Origin of the sequence: Massilia sp. UYP32 (assembly GCF_050434365.1) — a bacterium.
Taxonomy (GTDB): Bacteria; Pseudomonadota; Gammaproteobacteria; order Burkholderiales; family Burkholderiaceae_D; genus Telluria; species Telluria timonae.
On record NZ_JBNDIK010000001.1, the window covers coordinates 1 to 18335 of the forward strand.

The following is an 18335-nucleotide window of genomic DNA, read 5'->3' on the forward strand; positions in this document are numbered from 1 at the left end:
GCCAACCAGTTCGCCATCATGTTCGGCGAACGCTTCACGAACGCAATTACCTAACTACGAATTCTGGCCCCGCACACAGAATTTCTGACAGGTCCCCGTCGACGTGGATCAGGGCGAGATTGGTGAAGCAGTACTCGTCCTTCTTGCTCTTGATCAGGAAGAAGATCTGCTCACCGTCCTCGGTGAACAGGTAGTCGTCGGCATCGACCTTGCTGTAGTCTGCCGGTCCGACGATGACACCGATGTCGCTCAGCCCCAGTGCTTCCGCCGCCATTCTCTTGAACATGATCGTCCTCGCGTGGTGAAAACGACCAGATTACCACTAGTTCATCAGGCTGCGGTCAGCTCGGCAACAAAGTCATACGTATCTCCGCGAAAATACGAGCGGCAGAACTCCACCGCGCGCCCGTCGCGCAGGAAGCCCAGGCGCTCGACGCACAGGCCGGCGTCGCCCTCGCGCGCATCGAGCAGGCGCGCCTGTTCGACCCCCAGCAGCAGGGCGGACAGGCGCTGTAGCGCGCGCACCGGGCGGTTGCCGGTGGCCTCGAGCGCTTCGTACATCGAGTCGCCCACCGCGTCGAGCGAGGGCAGGGCGAAGGCGGCAATGGTCGCGTATTCCAGGCACATCGGCGCATCGTCGGCATAGCGCAGGCGGTTGAAGCGGTACACCGGCGTGCCCGGTGAGAGCCGCAGGCGCAGCGCTTCCTCGGGCGTGACCAGGCCTTCCGAACGCTTGAGCCAGCTGCTCCGCGGCACCCGTCCGCGCGCCCGCATGTCTTCCGAGAACGAACTCAGCTTGGCAAAATTCTTTTCGATGCGCATGTTGAGAAAATTGCCGGAGCCGGCGCGCCGCACCAGCAAGCCGTCGTCGACCAGGCTGTCGATCGCCTTGCGCACCGTGATGCGCGAGATCCCCAGTTCCAGCGCCAGCTGGCGCTCGGCGGGCAGGGCGCTCGACGGTCCATAGACGCCGTTGTCGATCGCCTGGCGCAGCGCGCGCTGCAGTTGCTGGTAGAGCGGCAGCTTGCCGGCGCCGGTGGCGAGACTGGCCTTGGCGGCGTCGTGCATCAGTTGGACGAGGGGATTCATTCGGCGGGCATGAAGATGGGACCGCCCATCATACCGCAGGCCGCCCGGCGATCAAGGCAAGGGGTGCACGATGTTCACCAGGATGGACAGCCCAACGAACCAGGCCGCGGCCAGGATTTCATGGCGCCGCGTTGCCAGGCGCACCCCGGTCACGGCCCAGGCGATCAAGGCGCAGGCGACCAGCGGCGTCAGGAAATTCGCCGCGAGCGCCGCGCCCAATTCGCCATGCACGAGCTGGTGCATTCCCTCGGTCATTCCGCTGAAGGCATTCTTGATGCCGAGATGGCGTTCGAGGGGGCCGGGCGACAGGCCGAGCAGGGCTTCGGCGCGTACCAGCGGATTGGCCGGCAGCCAGGCCAGGGCGGCGCTCGCCAGCAGCAGGCCCAGGCGCCCGCCGACCGTCCCGATCATGCGATACGCGGCTTGCGGACGATGAGGTAGATCGGTACCGCGACGATGCAGATCAGAAAGGAAAACAGGCCCCAGCCGATACCGCTCATGCCACGCGCCTTTGCATCCTTGCCGATCAGTACGCCGATGATCGCTGCGATGATGAGTCCGCCAACTGCTTCCATCTGAGGATCCCCTGTAGGTTGTTTCCACAATTCTACTGAGAATCACGTGTGTAAAACTCGCCAATAGTCACGGCATCGGCCGGGGCGCCGCGCGGCTCCCGGGCGCCATCATTTCGGGCGCGGATTCTTCAATGGCTGGCTGACCACGGCAACCCGTCCCGCGCGCACCTCGCGCACGGCGGTGGCCACCGCGCGCGCCACGTTGCGCGTCTCTTCCTGCACCGCGACGTCCTTGTCGAGCGTCTCGTGGCTGTCGGCATACGATTCGTAATAGCCGATGTAGCGGTCGAGCTGGCCGAAGCTGCCCGAGTTGATCAGCCCCATCCACTCGAGCCAATCCGACAGCGAGCGCCGCGTGCCCTCGACGCCGGCCACGTCGCCGTGCACCAGCAGGCCAAAGGCGCGGCCGGCCAGGTGTTTCGGATAATCCCAGCCGTCGCGCTCGATCTGCTTGGCCTCCTCGGCCTTCTTTCCGTGGGTGGAGGAGGGGTCGGGATTGCCGCCGTCGGCGCACACCAGGCGGTCGATCATCAGTTTCAGTACCGCCGGGGTCTGGTACCAGTAGACCGGGGTGACGATGATGACGCCATGGGCCAGCACCCAGCGCTCATAGATCTCGTTCATCCAGTCGTTCACCTGGCGCTCGCCGTGGTTCGGGTAGCAGCTGCACGGCCAGTGGCACAGCGGCATCGCGGTCGAGACGCAGCCCTTGCAGGGGTGGATGTGGCGGTCGTAGTCCGAATTGAGCAGGCTGAGGTCGAGCACGTCGGCCTCGAAGCCTTCGTTGATGAGGACCTCTTTCGCCATCTGCGTCAGGCGCCAGCTTTTCGACATCTCGCCGGGACAGGTGCCGTCGTTGCGGGCCGAGGCGTTGATGAGCAGGACGCGGTTGCGCGAGTCGGGATTCTTCTGGTGCCGCTCGGCGCCGATCAGGCGGTCGCGCGCCTCCTTCCACTCGACCGACAGGTCGTAGCCGGGATCATGGAATCCGGGTCCGGCCTTGACCGTGTGCGGGGCCTTGCGGCCGTTCTGGTACGCATCCCAGGCCACGTCCTCGATCGCCGCCAGCTCGCGGTCGAGCGCTTCGTAGCCAGGGTCCTGGAACGCCCTGCGAAAGCGCAGGTGGAATTCGTCGCGTCCCAGCTTGGCGGGCGCCTGGCCCTTGCGTACCGTCGTCGTCATGCTGCCTCCGATGCAAATAAGGCAATTATCGGACGGGCTCGGGCGGCCTTAATGTACGGGCGCGCACCTTGGGCCGGTAAAACCGCCGGCCGGCAGCGGGACAGGATGACCCGCGCATACGAAAAAAGCGGGCCGGGCAGCGAGCCCGGCCCGCTTTCGCGGGTGCAACGTGAAGCGCAGCGATTACTTCTGGTTCAGGTGAACGATCCAGTATTTCGCCAGGTCGCCCGCGCCGCCGCCGCCCTTGACGGTTTCGAAGGTCTGGATGGCTTCGGCTTTCTTGCCGGCCAGCGCCTGCGCCATGCCCAGGCGCAGCTTGGCTTCTTCAGGGTTCTTCAGGCCGCCCTTGGCGATGCCTTGCTGGATGAAACCGACACCCTTGTCGCCCTGGTCCATGGTGGCGTAAGCCCAGCCCAGGTTGACCAGGCCGGCGCCGGTCTTGGCCTTGGCGGCCGAGGCTTCGCCGGCGGCGATGCTCTTGGCGTCGTCGGCCGCGCCCTTGGTCGCCTTGTCGCGCAGGGCGGCGTGGGCCTTGGCGTTCGAGCCCTGGCCCAGCACGCCGGCGGCGTAGCCGGCGTCCATGGCTTTCTTGGCTTCGCTCGGGAAGCCGTCGCGCAGCGCCAGTTCGGCCAGGTCGACGTATTCTTCCGGCGCCATCTTCTTGACGGTGGCCGCTTCCAAGCGGTACACGTTGATCATATTGGTCTGCGCATCGAAGCCGGACTTGCGCGCCACGCCGCGGTTCAGGACGTCGGTCCAGAAGTCGTCGTTCGGGTAGTGGGCGACCAGTTTTTCCAGTGCGGTCAGGTAGCCCGCGTCGTCCTTGACCTTGTTGGCCGACGAGGCCAGCAGGCGCAGGTCTTCCTCGCTCGGCTTCTGGCCGGCTTTCTCGGTCGCTTCGATCGCCGGCAGCAGGGCCGCCTTGGCGCTGGCGAAGTCGCCGCCCAGGTAATGGGCGCGGATCAGGGAAGGCGTGACTTTTTCAGGGGTCGCGCTTTCTTTCTGATAGCGCTTGAACCACTCGATCGCCTTCGTGTAGTCCTTGGCGTTGTAGTGCATATTGCCCAGGGCCAGGATGAAGTCGGCCTGTTCCTGGCCTTGCAGGCGGCCGGAATTGATCACGGCTTCGAGCGCCGGCATGGCGATGGCGTTGTTGTTGGTCGCCGAGCCCAGCGACAGCTTCATGCGGTTGACGACGTAGTCTTCGTACGGGGTGCGGTTCGGGAAGGCTTCGGCCTGCTGCACGCGGTTCTGCACTTCGGCGTAATTCTTTGCGTCCATCAGCGGCTTGATCGCGGCCGGGTCGAGCAGCTTGAACAGCTCTGGACGGACGGTGTCCTTCGGCGCTTCGGCGGCAGGCTTCTCTTGCGCGTGGACGGCGGTGGTCAGGGCCGGGGCCGAGAGGCCGACGGCGGCCAGCATCAGGCAGAGGCGGGCAAGACGGAGTTGGGACATTGTGTATCCTTCTATCTAGACAAAAATTCGACGAAACGCGCTTTCGCTACGCTTTTTCTGCACGCATTTTTACAACTATAGCAAAAATGCCAATCTCGGACAAAACGTGCATTGTCCCATAAATCAGCCATTTTCTGGCCGGCCAATTGTGCCGCAGAGCTTGCGCGCGCGCCCAGCGTCGTTACATCGCGTTACCTCGTCGTTGGCGCCGCCGCTGTCGCTGCGGTCGTCGCCGTCTTGTCATCCGCGCGAAACCCGGCACCGGGCAGATCCCCGGCGCGTCGATCTCGCCGCCCAGCCAGGCCACGGCCGCCTCCAGGGCGGGCGGGGCGAAGCCATAGCTCATCAGGGCCGGGGCCGGGAAGTCCAGCGCCTGGTAAGGATTCCACAGGGCCAGGTGCAGGTCGGGGCGCCAGCCGGCGCGCGCGTTCGGGCCATAGCGGCGGCGCGAGGTCGAGGCCAGGATCGTGAAGCGCCCGTCCTGCGGCAGCGCCGACCAGTCGAAGCGTTCGCTGTCGGCGAAGGTGACGAGTTCGACGTCGTACAGGGTCCCCAGCGCCTCGGCGATGCGGGCCGCCGGCACGCCGGCTTCCGAGATACCATCGCTGACCACATCGGCGCGCGCGACCAGGCGCACGCGGCTGCCGCGCGCGGGCCGTTGCGGCTGGCCGAGTGCGGTCAGGCCGGCGCGCCAGGCGCGCGCCATCAGCGCGCGGTCGTCCTGCTCGCGGGCGTAACTTGCCGGGCCAGCCGGGTGCGTGGCCGCCAGCTTCGCCAGGCGCGCCAGTTTCGCCTCGACCTCAGGCAGCGGCAGCAGGCCGTCGCGGATCGCCTGGGCGATCGCGTGTACGGTCTCCACCTGCGTCTCGCGCGTGCCGATCGCCATCACCATGTCGGCGCCCGCCACCAGCGCGTTGACGGCAGCCTCGCCGGCGCCGTAGCGGTGGGCGATCGCATGCATGTCCATGCCGTCGGTGATGATCACGCCGCCGTAGCCGAATTCCTCGCGCAGCACGCCGGTGAGGATCGCGCGCGACATCGTGGCCGGATTGACCGGGTCCAGGGCGGGGTAGACGATGTGGGCCGTCATCATAGCGGGAGCATGTGGAGCGGCCAGGCGAAACGGCGCGAACTCGAAGCGTTCCAGTTCCGCGCGCGGTTTGTCCACGCGCGGCAGGTCGCGGTGCGAATCGACGTGGGTGTCGCCGTGGCCGGGGAAGTGCTTGACGCAGCAGGCCACGCCTTCGCTCTCGCTGCCTTCCATCCAGGCCAGGGCAATGCGCGTGGCCTGCTCTGGATCGGCGCCGAACGAGCGCTCGGCGATGACGGGGTTGTGCGGGTTGTTGTTCAAGTCCAGCACCGGCGCGAAGTTCCAGTTGAAACCCAGCGCGCGCACCGCGCGCGCCACCGCCGCGCCGACCTCGCGCGCCAGGTGCGGATCGTTGGCGGCGCCCAGCGCCATCGCGCTCGGCGGCGCCGGCACCCAGGTCGAGCGCACCACGGCGCCGCCTTCCTGGTCGAGGGCGACCAGGGCGCGCGGACCCATGGCGTCGACCAGGGCGCCGGTGAAGCGGGTCAGTTGAAAGGCGTCCACCATGTTCTGGCGGAACAGGCACACGCCGCCGATCTTGTGGCTGCGCAGGAAGGCGTCGGTGTCGGCATCGAGCTCGGTGCCGAACAGGCGCACCATCATCAATTGGCCGGCGAGGTCGAGATAATCAGTCATGGCGAGGGCGTCAGTTGGTCTTGGTGACCTTGCTCAGGTGGCGCGGCTGGTCCGGATTCATGCCGCGCGCGGCGGCCAGCTTCGCCGCCATCGTATAAAAGGCCTGCACCGCCGCGATCGGGTCGAGGTCGGGGATGGCGGCGGTGGGCAGGGTCAGGTCGCGGCTGGCGACGTCGGCGGGCGCGGCCAGCAGCACGCGCGCGCCGCGCCCGCGCATCTCGTCGGCCAGGGCCACCAGGCCGGCCTGGGTCGGGCCGCGGGTGGCGTAGACCAGCAGCGGATAGCCTTCCTCGATCAGGGCCATCGGGCCGTGCTTGATCTCGGCGCCCGAGAACGCCTCGGCCTGCAGCGCCGAGGTTTCCTTGAACTTGAGCGAGGATTCGAGGGCCAGCGGGAAGCTGATGCCGCGGCCCACCACCATGATGTTGCGGGCCGGCGCCAGCACCTCGATCGCGGCCGACCAGTCCACTTCGGTGGCGGCGCGCAGCGCCTCGGGCAGGGCGTCGATGCCGTCCTTGAGCTCCTTGCTGTCCTGCCAGTCGGCGACCAGGCGCGCGCCGGCCACCAGGCTGGCGATGAAGCTCTTGGTCGCGGCCACGCTTTTTTCCGGGCCGGCATGCAGCGGCATGGTCCATTCGGCGGCGTCGGCGAGCGGCGACGCGGGGTCGTTGACCAGGGCCACGGTGGTGGCGCCGCCGTCGCGGAAGTAACGGATCGGCTCGACCACGTCCGGGCTCTGGCCCGATTGCGAGATCGCCACCGCCAGCGTGTCGCGCGCGACGATCGGCGATTTGTACAGGGTGATGAGCGACATCGGCAGCGAGGTCACCAGGCGGCCCATGCGCGCCATGATCAGGTAGGCCAGGTAGCTGGACGCGTGGTCCGAACTGCCGCGCGCCACCGTCACCGCGCTGTGCAGCTGCGTGGCGCGCAGCTTCGCCCCCAGCTCCGCGTAGCGCTCCACGTCCTGGGTCAGCTGGTGGGCGATGCAGTCGGCGGCCGACAAGGCCTCCTGCAGCATGAGCGACGGGGGTTGGGCGACTGCGGAAGCGGCGGCGGTGGTCACAGGACTTCTCCTTCGATATGGACGGCTTTGATGTTCAGGTCGCGGTCGAGGACCACGAAGTCGGCATGGCAGCCCGGCGCCAGGCGGCCGCGCAGGGTTTCGCCGAGGTAGTCGGCGGCGTTGAGGGAGACGCGGCGGCTGGCGTCTTCGATCGACAGCCCGATCTTGACCAGGTTGCGCAGCGCCTGGTCCATGGTGAGCGTGCTGCCGGCCAGGGTGCCATCGGCCAGGCGCACGCCGCCCATGCATTTATGGACCACCTGGCGGCCCAGCATGTATTCGCCGTCGGGCATGCCGGCGGCGGCGGTCGAATCGGTCACGCAGAACAGCTTGGGGATGCAGCGCAGCGCGGTCCTGATCGCGCCCGGATGCACGTGCAGCAGGTCGGGGATGATCTCGGCGTACTCGGCATGCGCCAGCGCGGCGCCGACCATGCCGGGATCGCGGTGGTGCAGGCCGGGCATGGCGTTGAACAGGTGGGTGAAGCCCGCCGCGCCGTGTGCGAGGGCGGCCACGCCCACCTCGTAGTCGCCGTTGGTGTGGCCGACCTGGACCCGGATGCCGGCGTCGGCCAGTTGCCGGACGAGGTCCATGTGGCCGTCGATCTCGGGCGCCACCGTGATCAGCTTCATCGGCGCCTGGGCGTCGAAGCGCTTCACTTCATCGAGGCTGGCTTCGCGCGCGAACGGCGGCTGGGCGCCCAGCTTGCCCGAATTGATGTAGGGGCCTTCCAGGTGCACGCCCAGGATGCGCGCTTCTCCCTTGCCGCGCGCGGCGCAGGCGCGGCCGATGGCCGAGAGGGCGCGGTCGATGTCCTCGATCGGCGCGGTCATGGTGGTGGCCAGCAGGCTGGTGGTGCCGTGCTTCGCGTGCAGCGCCGCGATCACGTGCGGGGCGTCGCCGCCTTCCATCATGTCGCGTCCGGCGCCGCCGTGCACGTGCACGTCGATGAAGCCGGGCAGGATGTAGTCGTCGCCGTTGGCGTCCGGGTCGGCCTGGCTGCCGTCGATGGCGTCGACGTGCGCGCCGTAGCGCAGGGTGCCGTGGATCCAGCCGTCTGGAGTGAGGATATTGCCTTTGATGGTAGCGCTCATGCCTGGGAGTCCTTCAGGTGCAGTTCGATCATGCGCAGCGCGCCCAGGGCCGAATCGCCATGGGGCGGACTGCAGCGCGCCAGCATCTCGGCCGGCAGGTACAGGCGCAGGGTGTCTCCCAGGCCCCCGCACAGCGACAGCGGCAGGTCGCCCGAAGGATCGAGCGCATGCGCCATCCTGGCCACTTCGCGGCCTGCCTGCTCCAGAATGGCGCCGGCGACCGGGTCGAGCGCGCCATGGGTCACCACGAAGCGCGCCAGGCTCGCGTAATCGGTCTGGGTGGCCTTGCCGAGCCAGACCTGGATCGCGTCGCGCCCGCCGCCGCAGGCGGCAATGACGTCGCGCGCCAGCGCGCCGCCTTCGGCGCGGCCGTCGAGCACCTGCTGGACGTGGGCGATCGCGCGCAGGCCCATCCAGGCGCCGCCGGCTTCATCGCCGGAAGGAAAGCCCCAGCCGCCGACCTCGACCCGCGCGCCGTCCGCCCGCAGCGCTTCGCCCACGCTGCCGGTGCCGATCGCGACGATGGCGCCGGGGCGGCCTCCATGGGCGCCCATCAGGGTCGAGAAAGCGTCGGTGTCGAGCGTCAGCGCGGCATAGCCCGGATTGGCGGCGCGAAAAGCGGCCGCCCATTCCTTGTTGTGCACGCCCGCCAGGCCCAGGCCGATGGCGCACGACTGGCGCGGAATCGCGTCGATGCCGATCGCGGCAAAGGCCTTGGCGGTGGCATCGTCGACCGCGCGCCAGGCATTGTCGATGCCGTGGACAAGACCGGAAGCGCCACTGCGGCCGGTGGCCAGTTCGGCGCCGTCGCGCCCCGCCAGGCGCACGCGGGTATTGGTGCCGCCGCCGTCGACGCCGATGAGATAGTCGATCATGTGGTAGGTGGGAGAAATAGGGTCAGGGCACTATAGGCAGGCCCTATCTGGATGTCAACAGGTATTTAACTGGTATTCTCCTCTGCAGACCAAAATCCGGGACTGGCTTACGCTCATGCTGCCGAGCAGTCTGGCGACGGAAGTGAAAATTGGTATCGTTATTGGTATTGTCCGGGCGTCGGCGTGGACGGCGGAACCGCGGGAGTGGTCGCGGGCGGGGAAAGGATGGTGGAAGAAAGGATCGCCGAGACCATACCGCAGGTCCCGGCGCAAGGTCGAAACGGCGCGCCGCGGCCGGCGGCCGCGGTGTGTGGCCTACTGCGGCGCGTGGCTGCTGCCGCGCCGGTCGACGACCAGCAGCTGGCCGCTGGCGCCCGCCGGCGCGCCGCCCGCGCGTTCGGCCACCTGGACCCGCGCCGTGCCGGGGCCGCTGACCGCGATGTCGGCGCGGCCGGCCCTGAGGCGATTTCCGTCCAGGCCGCCGGAGCCGCTCAGGCGCGCATGGACCATCTCGACCTGGCCGCTGATCCGGGCGTCGCCCGGACCGCCCGAGGTCAGGAGCAGGCGCTTGCCCTGGATCTCCGACGTCAGGCCGCCCGAGCCGCGCAGTTCGGCCTCCAGCGTGTCCGAGACCCGGGCCAGTTCGATGCCGCCCGGGCCGCGCGCCTTGAGCGTGGCTTTCCCGACCGCGAGGCCGCCGGCGTCGATATTGCCCGAGCCCGACAGCTGCGCCTTGAACTCGCCCACCGTGCCGGCCAGCCGGGCGTCGCCCGGACCGTGCAGGCGCAGGGTGGCCGCCTGCGCCCGCAGGCCGAGCGCGGTCAGGTTGCCCGAGCCGCCGATCTCGGCGTCGAGCTGGGCGATGGCGCCGCCCAGGCAGACGTCGCCGGGACCGCTCTGCGATGTGCTGGCGCGGCCGGCGGCCAGGTCGCAGGCGTCGAACGAGCCCGAGCCGGTCACTTCGGCGCGCACCTCGCCGCTGGCGCCGCGCAGCACCATGTCGCCAGGGCCGGACAGGCGCGCTTCCAGGCGCGCCAGGCGCAGGCCGTCCGCCTCGAGGTCGCCCGAGCCGCTGATGTTGGCGTGCAGGGAGCCGTCGATATTGGCCAGCCGCACGTCGCCCGGACCGGACATCGTCAGCGCCACATTGCTGGCCCGCAGCCGCTGCAGCTGGGCGTCGCCGCTGCCGCTCACGGTCAGCGCCAGGTCGCGCACCGCGCCGGAGACTTCCAGGTCGCCCGGGCCATTGAGGTCGAGCGCGAAACGCTCGCCGCTCACCTGGCCCAGCGTGGTGTCGCCGCTGCCCGACATGGACAGGCTTTTCAAGGCCGGCGCGCCGATGTGGATGACGACGGTCTCGCGCCGCGCGCCGAAGCCGAAGCGGAACGTCCTGCTCTCTTTGGGGCGCACCACCAGGGTGTCGCCGCGCACGAAGGTCTCGATCTCGTCCAGCTGCTGGCGTTCGCCGCGCAGGCTCAGGCCGGCCCGGCCCTGGGTGTCGATGGCGACGTCGTACGGGCCGCTCAACTCGATGGCGCTGAAGGCCGCGACGCTGCGCTGTTCGGAGACCGCCCTGGCTGGTGTATCGGCCTGGCTGTTGTCGATCGATAGGAAGGCGGCGCCGAGGGCGGCGGCCAGCAGGGTGGTCTTCTGTACGAGGTGCATATTGTTCCTGGCCAGGAGTCGATGGGAGCCTGAACGATACGCCGGCGGCGCATGCGGCGCATGCGGGGCATGAGGAAACCGACGGAACGGTGGATTCGGGGGCCCGGCTGCGCCTGCATGCGACGAACCGTGCGCCGTTTGCGACAATCCGCGGCACCCGCCACGGCGTGCGATGTCATAATGTCGAGATCGTCGAAAAAAGGATGTCCATGATTCGCCACCCAGGGCTGCAGGGCAAGACCCGCTCCATGCTGCGCGCCTTGCCGCTGCTGGCAGGGCTCGCTTGCTCCGGCGCCATGGCGGCGCCGTCGACCTTCGGCCCGGTGATCGGCAGCGCGCTGCTGTGCCGCAGCCAGCTGGACAACGCCTACTTCCACGCTTACCTGACCCAGGCCTTCGGCCCGGCCTACAAGCGCGAGGGCGGGGCTTGGTGGTTCAAGACCGAGGCTTCGCTGTGGGGCGCCCAGGTGAGCGAGGTGATGGTCAGCGACGATACCAGCAACCTGGTGTTCGTGGCCGCCGTCGTCGACAGCACGCCCGAGGAGCTCGAGAAATCGGTGCGCGCCGGCGCCGGCGTCGCCTTCAAGCCGGTGGACGCCTCGCGCTACCCTTTGCGCAAGTCCAACCCGGGCAGCACGATCGCCTACGCCAGGGACAAAAGCAAAATATACTGCGCGAAGTTCAAGCCGCAGCCTCCGGGCCGCTAGCCACGCACGCAATATCGTACGGTCCAACGCATGTACAACCATTATTTCCAGCTGAAGCACGCCCCGTTCTCGATCGCGCCCGACCCGCGCTACCTGTTCATGAGCGAGCGGCACCGCGAGGCGCTGGCCCACCTGCTGTACGGCATCGGCAGCGGCGGCGGCTTCGTCCTGCTGACCGGCGAGATCGGCGCCGGCAAGACCACCGTGTGCCGCTGCTTCATCGAGCAGGTTCCCGATAACTGCCGCCTGGCCTATATCTTCAATCCGCGCCTGAACGCCGAAGAGCTGTTGCAGACGATTTGCGACGAGCTGCACATCGCGCTGCCGTCCGGGGTGAGCGGCGTCAAATCCTATGTCGATGCGATCAACCGCTACCTGCTCGAATCGCATGCCCAGGGCTTGAACAATGTGCTCGTGATCGATGAGGCCCAGAACCTGTCGAGCGAGGTGCTCGAGCAGTTGCGCCTGTTGACCAATCTCGAGACCAGCGAGCGCAAGCTGCTGCAGATCATCCTGATCGGCCAGCCCGAGCTGCGCACCATGCTGGCGCGCCCGGAGCTGGAGCAGCTGGCGCAGCGCGTGATCGCGCGCTACCACCTGGGGCCGCTGTCCGAGCAGGAAACCGGGGCCTATATCGCGCACCGGCTGGCGGTGTCCGGGGCGGCCGGGATGCCGTTCCCACCAGGGCTGACGCCTGTGGTGCACCGCCTGACGCATGGCGTGCCGCGCCGGATCAACCTGCTGTGCGACCGCGCGCTGCTGGGCGCCTATGTCGAAAACAGCCCGCACGTCACGCGCGCCATTTTGCTCAAGTCGGCCGAGGAAGTGTTTGCCGGTGAGCCGGCGTCACGCAAGCCGCTGCGCTGGCCACTGCTGGCGGGCGGGGCGCTGGCCGGGGTGGCGATCAGCGCCGCCGCCTGGCAGATGCTGCCGCATCAGCAGCAGGCGCAGCCGGCCAGCGCACAGGCGGCGCCGGCCGTCGTGACACAGGTGGCGGCCAGGCCGTCGCCGGCGTCGATCCAGGCCGCGTCCGTGGCGGGCGCCGATTTTGCGGCCGGCAAGAGCGAGAACGATGCGCTGCGCGCGCTGGCGGCCCTGTGGGGGCCGTCGTTCGCCGGCATTGCCGGATCCAGTCCGAAGGCGACCTGCGAGGCGGCCCAGCGCGCCAACCTGCGCTGTCACCAGGGCCGCGGCGGCCTGTACGAACTGCGCCTGCTGGACCGTCCGGCCGTGGTCACCCTGCACGACGGCCCGCGCACCGGGTATGCGGTGCTGGTTGGGATGGACCAGGACAGCGTGCTGCTCGCGGTGGACGGGCGCCGCCAGCGGGTTACCATTCCCGCCTTCGTCGCGCGCTTCGGCGGCGAGTTCACGACCTTCTGGCGCATGCCGGGCGCGTTTCGCGACGTCGTGGGGCAGGGCGACCGTGGCCCCGACGTCGACTGGATCGCCCAGCGCCTGGCCGGCCTGAACAAGACGACCGCGCCGGCGCTCGACCAGCCTCTGGCGGCGCGTACCCAGGAATGGCTGCGCGCCTTCCAGGCGGGCCAGGACCTGAAGGCGGACGGCGTGGCCGGGCCGCGCACCTATATGCGCCTCAACCAGCTGTCCGGCGTGGCCGAGCCGCGCCTGGTGGCCGGTCCGGTGACGGGAAACTGATATGTCGTACATCCTCGAAGCACTCAAGAAGGCCCAGGCCGAACGCCAGCTGGGCAACGCCCCGACCATCCATGCGCCGCCGCCGATGTACGCGGCCCCGGATCGCGCCCGGGACGGGAACCGGCGCCATCTCATCATCGGCCTCGGCCTGGGCGTGCTGGTGGCGGCGGCCGCCTTGCTGTGGGTGCGTCACACGGGCGAACAGCCGGTGCGGCTGGCGGCGGCGCCGGTGTCTGCGCCGGCCTCCGCACCTGCGCCTGCTCCCGCTCCCGCTCCCGCGGCGGCTGCCGCGCCGCCTGCCGCGCCGGCGCCGGCGCCGCGCGAAGCCGCGCCGGTGGCCGCAAAGCCGGCGCCGGCCAGGGCAGCCGAGCCGGCGCCGCCGCCGGTGCGGGTGGCCGAGGCGCCGCTTTCCGAAACGCCGGCCGCTTTGGCGCCGGCGCCCGTGGCGGCGGCCCAGCCGGCCGGCGAGGATAACCTGCGCACCCTGCAGCAATTGCCCGAGTCGGTCAGGCGCGAGATCCCGCAGGTGAGCTTCGGCGGCTATATCTATTCGCCGACGCCGGGCGAGAGCTTGCTGCTGGTCGATAAGACGCTGCGCCGCGAAGGCGAGGAAGTGGCGCCCGGCCTGGTGCTCGAGCGCCTGATGCCGAAGGCGGCGGTGATGAACTACCGGGGAACCCGCTACCGTGTCGCGTACTGAAGCGCCGCGGTCGGCGCAGGGGCTGGGTCCGGTCCTGGGCGTGGTGGGCTGGTCGGGCAGCGGCAAGACCACCTTGCTGGAAGGGCTGGTCGCGCGCCTGGCGCAGGACGGCTTGCGGGTCAATATCGTCAAGCACAGCCACCATGACATCGAACTCGAGCCGCCGCGCAAGGACAGCGCGCGCCTGCGCCTGGCCGGGGCGGCCGAGGTGATGATCGCCTCGCCTTACCGCATTGCCATCATGCGCGAGCTGCGGGCGGAGCCGGAGCCGGGACTTGTAGAGTTGCTGGCGCGGCTGTCGCCGGCCGACCTGACCCTGGTCGAAGGGTATAAATGGGAATCGTTGCCCAAGCTCGAGGTGCATCGCCCGAGCCTGGGCAAGCCGCCGCTGTTCCAGGACGATGTCACGATCCTGGCCGTGCTCTCGGACGCGGCGCGGCCGGCGGACGCGCGCGCCGGACTCGCCTGGCTCGACTTGAACGACCTGGGGCGGGTGGTGGACTGGGTTTGCGGATGGTTAAAGATGCAGCCTCAAGTTCTGGTCGATGAGGCCGTTAAAGACTGACAAGTCTTTTTCTGGAGAGGTGTATGGACGTCACGAACATTGCCAAGCTTGCAACCAGCATGGCCGAAACCGGTATCCGTCAGGAAGTGGGCGTGTCCATGCTCAAGAAATCCATGGACATCCAGGCGGCGTCGGCCGCCCAGTTGCTCGACGCGCTGCCACAGCCGCAAAACCTGCCGCCCCACCTGGGCAATACGATCAATACGAAAGCTTGAACCCAGGGCTTGAACGACCCGGGATCGTCGCTGCATCCGGCGCGAACTCGAGCGCGAAAGCCGGGTCGAAGATCACATGGGATTGTGTCTTGCCTTTTGAAACCCGGCCTCGATGCCGGGTTTTTGCTGTCGTCGATCAGTGGAAGGCGCGCAGGATGCGTTCTTCGCCCGACCTGTCGTTGTAACGGTCATTGGCGGCGCGGGTGGCGGCCATCATGCGCTCCAGTTGCGCATCCTCGAAGCGGGACAGTTCTTCATTGGCCGCTTCCAGGGCGAGCGACAGCTTGGCGCGCGCGTTCTGGTACAGGGCGCTGGAATAGTGATCGGTATTCTTGAGCAGTTCTTCCGCGTTTTCGATCACGAGACGCAGGTCGCCAATCAATTGCTCCTGCGTTTGTGCGCTGTGTTCCGGGGTTTCCATCGCCTTCACCTCTAAGCCGTATGAGTGACGTCTTAAAATATAAACAAGGAAGCCCCGCTCTGTTTGTTAGTGCGCAAACATAAGGCCGCCGTTCCGGCGCCCCATTTCTTGCACTATCAGCCCGGCTCGCGGGCGCCAACAGCTTACTGCACGGTGATGCGCAGGTCGCCGACCGAGACGGTCTGGCCACTGCGAATTTTCGCCGTTTTGCGGAGTTCCTGTCGTCCATCGACCGACACCACGCCGCTGGCGACCATGTTCTTGCCGGCGCCGCCGCTGTCGACCAGGCCGACCAGCTTCAGCAGCTGGTTGACCTCGACGAATTCTGATGTCAAATCGAAAACTATTTTTTGCATTCTATCCTCGGGTTGGTGAAGGCGGCGTACGATTGATGAGGCCGCCTATTTGAAGCGCATGTAGCAGCGTCCGGTGGCGCCGTGCCGGCACCCGGTACACGCCGTCTCGCCGTCCGGCTTACACCGGATCCGGATGCGTCATGTCGATCGGCACGATCCACTGGTCGAACTGCTGTTCGTCGACGAAGCCGCTCTGCAGGGCGGCCTGGCGCAAGGTCAGGCCGTCCGTCGATGCCTTCTTGGCGATCTGCGCGGCGCGATCATACCCGATGTGCGGCGCCAGCGCAGTCACCAGCATCAGCGATTTTTCCATCAGCTCGCCGATGCGGGCGCGGTTCGGCTCGATGCCCTGGGCGCAATGCGTGTCGAAGGAGCGCATGCCGTCGGCCAGCAGGCGCGCGCTTTGCAGGAAGTTGTGGACGATCATGGGCTTGAACACATTGAGCTCGAAATTGCCTTGGGAGCCGCCGACCGTGATGGCGACGTCGTTGCCGAACACCTGGCAGCACAGCATGGTGAGCGCCTCGCATTGGGTCGGATTGACCTTGCCCGGCATGATCGAGCTGCCCGGCTCGTTCTCGGGGATGGTGATCTCGCCCAGGCCCGAGCGGGGGCCGGACGCCATCCAGCGCACGTCGTTGGCGATCTTCATGAGGGCGGTGGCCAGGGTCTTGAAGGCGCCGTGGGCGGCGACCATGGCGTCGTGGGCGGCCAGGGCCATGAACTTGTTCGGCGCGGTCTTGAACGACAGGCCGGTGCGCGAGCCGAGCTCGGCTGCGATGCGCGGGGCGAACTCGGGGTGGGCATTCAGGCCGGTGCCCACGGCGGTGCCGCCGGCGGCCAGCAGCAGCAGGCCGGGCAGGGCGGACTTGAGCTGCTGCTCGGCATAGTCGAGCTGGGCCACGTAGCCGGAGAATTCCTGGCCCAGGGTCAGCGGCGTCGCATCCTGCAGGTGGGTGCGCCCGATCTTGACGATCGGCTCGAAGTCGCGCGATTTGCGCAGCAGGGTGCCGCGCAGCTGGGCCAGTGCGGGCAATACCTCCTTGGCCAGGGCCCAGGCGGCGGCCACGTGCATGGCGGTCGGGAAGATGTCGTTCGACGACTGGCCCATGTTGACGTGGTCGTTCGGGTGCAGCAGGCGGCCTTCGCCGCGCGCGCCGCCCAGCAGCTCGGAGCCGCGGTTGGCCAGCACTTCGTTCATGTTCATATTGCTCTGCGTGCCCGAGCCCGTCTGCCACACGGCGAGCGGGAATTCGGCCGGATGGCGGCCCTCGAGCACTTCATCGGCAGCCCGGATGATGGCGTCGGCCTTGTCGCTGGAAAGCTTGCCGAGCGAGCGGTTGACCGCCGCCGCCGCGCGCTTGACCTGGGCCAGCGCCGCGACCAGCTCGGGCGCCATGCGCTCGGTGGAGATGTGGAAATGGTGGAGCGAGCGCTGGGTCTGCGCACCCCAAAGACGATCGGCGGGCACGTCGATCGGGCCAAAGCTGTCCTTCTCAATCCTGTTTTCCATAGACATTCCTGTTGTACGAGGGGGCTGGGATTAAAGAGTTTATCGCAATGTCCGTTAATTACGCTTGGGCTTCACTCTCGGTATTTCTAATGGCTAGCCGCCTCCCCTTGATCATCACTTGCGCGCTACTCTCTGGCGCTGCCGGCGCAGCCGAACTGGGCGAAGCGCGGGTCGCGTCGTATATCGGCCAGCAGCTCGTGGCCGACATCGAACTGACCATGCTCAACGCCCCGGCGACGCCGGTGCAGGTGCGCCTGGCCCACCCGAACGTCTACCGCGGCGCCAATATCGGCATGCCGCACGTGCTGTCGACACTCAACATGACTGTGACGCAGCGCGATGGCCGCCAGTTCCTGCACGTGACGTCGCTGGCCCCGGTTGAGTCAAACCGCCTGCATCTGTACCTGGAATTGGCCGATGGCGTTCAGCGCGACGTGCGCCTGGTGACCTTGTCGATGACGCCGAATCCGAATCCGCCGCCGCCGGCGGCGGTCAGGATGCCGGCGCCGGTCGTGGCCGATACGCCGGCGCCCGCGCCAGTCGTGGCCAGGCCGCCGCCACGGCCGCGCCCGGCGCCAACGCCCAAGCCGGTCGTCGCGAAGATCGAGGCGGCGCCAACGCAGGAGCCCAAGCCCGCCCCCGAACCGGAACCGAAACAGGAAGCCCGGCCAGTGCCGGCAGCGGCGCCGAGGCCGGCTCCCAAGGCGCTGCCCTTGCCACTGGCTGCCCCGGCCGCGCCGGCCGCCTGCGCGCCCGCGCCCGACGTCGACCGTTCGACCGTGTGCGCCGCGCTGGACTACAAGAACGCGCAATTGCGCGAACAGATCGGCCAGCTGGAAGACAAGGTGAGGGTATTGCAGGTGGCGCTTGGCGCCAGTCCGGCGGACGTCAGCAGGGCGCGGCCGCTTGATCCGAACAAGCCGCATCCGGCGCGGCGGCGCCCGGCGCCCGAACCGGAGGCGTCGACGCCCTGGGGCTGGATCGCCGGCGGCGTTGGCGTCGTGCTGGCGCTGGCCGGCGCCGCGATGCTGATAGTGCGCCGTCGCAAGCGGGCAGGGCAGATCCAGCCCATGCCTGGCGTGCCCCTGATGACCCGTCTGCGCCAGCGTTTCGCGCGCAAGAAAGCGGGCCAGCAGCCGGTCGAGCCGAAGCTGGACGAGACTGAACAGGAAATGTCTACACAACTTTGATTTTGCGTTATACTGGACTTGTGATCGACGAGGTCACAGACGGCACAGGGTCTGCGCAGCCACCACCGATAGCGTGGCGCGACAACAGACGACCGTTGATGAAACGCCTGTGACCGGAAGCAGTCCACTTGCCTGCAGCGGCGGTGGACGCCGGGAGCAACCGGCAAGAGGCGACGCCAGCAGATAGCTGGGGTTCGCCCTCCACCCGATTCGCGGCCGAGCCACTGGCTCGGCGGCAGCCAAGGCGCCCGATGGGCGCCTTGTCATTTGTGCTTCGACCAT

At 68.1% G+C, this 18335-nt stretch carries 20 protein-coding genes; 6 read left to right on the forward strand and 14 right to left on the reverse strand.

The window, feature by feature from the left end; genetic code table 11:
• Nucleotides 1–46 precede the first annotated feature (46 nt).
• From ABIB42_RS00005 to ABIB42_RS00055, 11 genes are all read right to left on the reverse strand, one after another.
• The gene (locus ABIB42_RS00005) at nt 47–286 is read right to left on the reverse strand and encodes a PH domain-containing protein (protein ID WP_429247695.1); all 240 of its coding nucleotides are present in this window, start codon (nt 284–286) and stop codon (nt 47–49) included.
• Nucleotides 287–330: 44 nt separating this feature from the next.
• Nucleotides 331–1089 (reverse strand): GntR family transcriptional regulator, encoded by a 759-nt coding sequence (locus tag ABIB42_RS00010; RefSeq protein WP_005668900.1) that lies wholly within the window; start codon nt 1087–1089, stop codon nt 331–333.
• 51 nt (nt 1090–1140) lie between these two features.
• Nucleotides 1141–1500 (reverse strand): DUF2752 domain-containing protein, encoded by a 360-nt coding sequence (locus ABIB42_RS00015; RefSeq protein ID WP_005668902.1) that lies wholly within the window; start codon nt 1498–1500, stop codon nt 1141–1143.
• The gene (locus ABIB42_RS00020) at nt 1497–1664 is read right to left on the reverse strand and encodes a hypothetical protein (RefSeq protein WP_005668903.1); all 168 of its coding nucleotides are present in this window, start codon (nt 1662–1664) and stop codon (nt 1497–1499) included. The genes ABIB42_RS00015 and ABIB42_RS00020 overlap by 4 nt, the downstream gene beginning before the upstream one ends.
• A 108-nt stretch (nt 1665–1772) precedes the next feature.
• The gene (locus ABIB42_RS00025; RefSeq protein WP_005668904.1) at nt 1773–2846 is read right to left on the reverse strand and encodes a flavodoxin family protein; all 1074 of its coding nucleotides are present in this window, start codon (nt 2844–2846) and stop codon (nt 1773–1775) included.
• A 183-nt stretch (nt 2847–3029) separates the two neighbouring features.
• Nucleotides 3030–4301, reverse strand: a complete 1272-nt coding sequence (locus tag ABIB42_RS00030) for a tetratricopeptide repeat protein (protein WP_005668906.1) — start codon at nt 4299–4301, stop codon at nt 3030–3032.
• Nucleotides 4302–4482: 181 nt separating this feature from the next.
• A complete protein-coding gene (gene nagZ / locus ABIB42_RS00035) occupies nt 4483–6027 on the reverse strand; it encodes a beta-N-acetylhexosaminidase (protein WP_219863021.1) in 1545 nt (514 codons plus the stop codon).
• Between the two features lie 10 nt (nt 6028–6037).
• On the reverse strand, nt 6038–7048 hold the full coding sequence (locus tag ABIB42_RS00040; RefSeq protein WP_219865177.1) for an SIS domain-containing protein: 1011 nt from the start codon (nt 7046–7048) through the stop codon (nt 6038–6040).
• A gap of 41 nt (nt 7049–7089) precedes the next feature.
• Nucleotides 7090–8187, reverse strand: a complete 1098-nt coding sequence (gene nagA / locus ABIB42_RS00045; RefSeq protein ID WP_184234720.1) for an N-acetylglucosamine-6-phosphate deacetylase — start codon at nt 8185–8187, stop codon at nt 7090–7092.
• Nucleotides 8184–9062, reverse strand: coding sequence for a BadF/BadG/BcrA/BcrD ATPase family protein (locus ABIB42_RS00050; protein WP_219863023.1), 879 nt, complete (start codon nt 9060–9062; stop codon nt 8184–8186). Before ABIB42_RS00050 ends, nagA begins: the two co-directional genes overlap by 4 nt.
• A 315-nt stretch (nt 9063–9377) precedes the next feature.
• Nucleotides 9378–10727, reverse strand: a complete 1350-nt coding sequence (locus ABIB42_RS00055; RefSeq protein WP_219863025.1) for a GIN domain-containing protein — start codon at nt 10725–10727, stop codon at nt 9378–9380.
• Nucleotides 10728–10936: 209 nt separating this feature from the next.
• Between ABIB42_RS00055 and ABIB42_RS00060 the strand changes: the two genes are divergently transcribed.
• The 5 genes from ABIB42_RS00060 to ABIB42_RS00080 are packed head-to-tail and all read left to right on the forward strand — an operon-like array spanning nt 10937 to nt 14573.
• Complete coding sequence (locus tag ABIB42_RS00060; protein WP_219863027.1) at nt 10937–11434, forward strand: hypothetical protein; 498 nt, start codon at nt 10937–10939, stop codon at nt 11432–11434.
• Nucleotides 11435–11464: 30 nt separating this feature from the next.
• A complete protein-coding gene (locus tag ABIB42_RS00065; protein WP_219863028.1) occupies nt 11465–13093 on the forward strand; it encodes an AAA family ATPase in 1629 nt (542 codons plus the stop codon).
• Nucleotide 13094: 1 nt separating this feature from the next.
• Nucleotides 13095–13793, forward strand: a complete 699-nt coding sequence (locus tag ABIB42_RS00070; RefSeq protein WP_219863030.1) for a general secretion pathway protein GspB — start codon at nt 13095–13097, stop codon at nt 13791–13793.
• Nucleotides 13780–14358, forward strand: a complete 579-nt coding sequence (gene mobB / locus ABIB42_RS00075; RefSeq protein ID WP_005668923.1) for a molybdopterin-guanine dinucleotide biosynthesis protein B — start codon at nt 13780–13782, stop codon at nt 14356–14358. The genes ABIB42_RS00070 and mobB overlap by 14 nt, the downstream gene beginning before the upstream one ends.
• A 23-nt stretch (nt 14359–14381) precedes the next feature.
• Nucleotides 14382–14573, forward strand: coding sequence for a YjfB family protein (locus ABIB42_RS00080; RefSeq protein WP_005668925.1), 192 nt, complete (start codon nt 14382–14384; stop codon nt 14571–14573).
• A gap of 136 nt (nt 14574–14709) precedes the next feature.
• On the opposite strand, the gene ABIB42_RS00085 is transcribed toward ABIB42_RS00080, so the two are convergent.
• The 3 genes from ABIB42_RS00085 to fumC all read right to left on the reverse strand — a co-directional run bounded on the left by ABIB42_RS00085 (nt 14710) and on the right by fumC (nt 16863).
• The gene (locus tag ABIB42_RS00085) at nt 14710–14994 is read right to left on the reverse strand and encodes a DUF883 family protein (RefSeq protein WP_005668927.1); all 285 of its coding nucleotides are present in this window, start codon (nt 14992–14994) and stop codon (nt 14710–14712) included.
• A 143-nt stretch (nt 14995–15137) separates the two neighbouring features.
• Nucleotides 15138–15350 carry an RNA-binding S4 domain-containing protein gene (locus ABIB42_RS00090; RefSeq protein ID WP_005668930.1) on the reverse strand — a complete coding sequence of 71 codons (213 nt, stop codon included), beginning with the start codon at nt 15348–15350 and terminating at the stop codon, nt 15138–15140.
• A 118-nt stretch (nt 15351–15468) separates the two neighbouring features.
• Nucleotides 15469–16863, reverse strand: coding sequence for a class II fumarate hydratase (gene fumC, locus ABIB42_RS00095; RefSeq protein WP_005668932.1), 1395 nt, complete (start codon nt 16861–16863; stop codon nt 15469–15471).
• Nucleotides 16864–16952: 89 nt separating this feature from the next.
• On the opposite strand from fumC, the gene ABIB42_RS00100 reads away from it, so the two are divergent.
• Complete coding sequence (locus ABIB42_RS00100; protein ID WP_219863033.1) at nt 16953–18053, forward strand: hypothetical protein; 1101 nt, start codon at nt 16953–16955, stop codon at nt 18051–18053.
• The last annotated feature ends 282 nt before the right edge of the window (nt 18054–18335 follow it).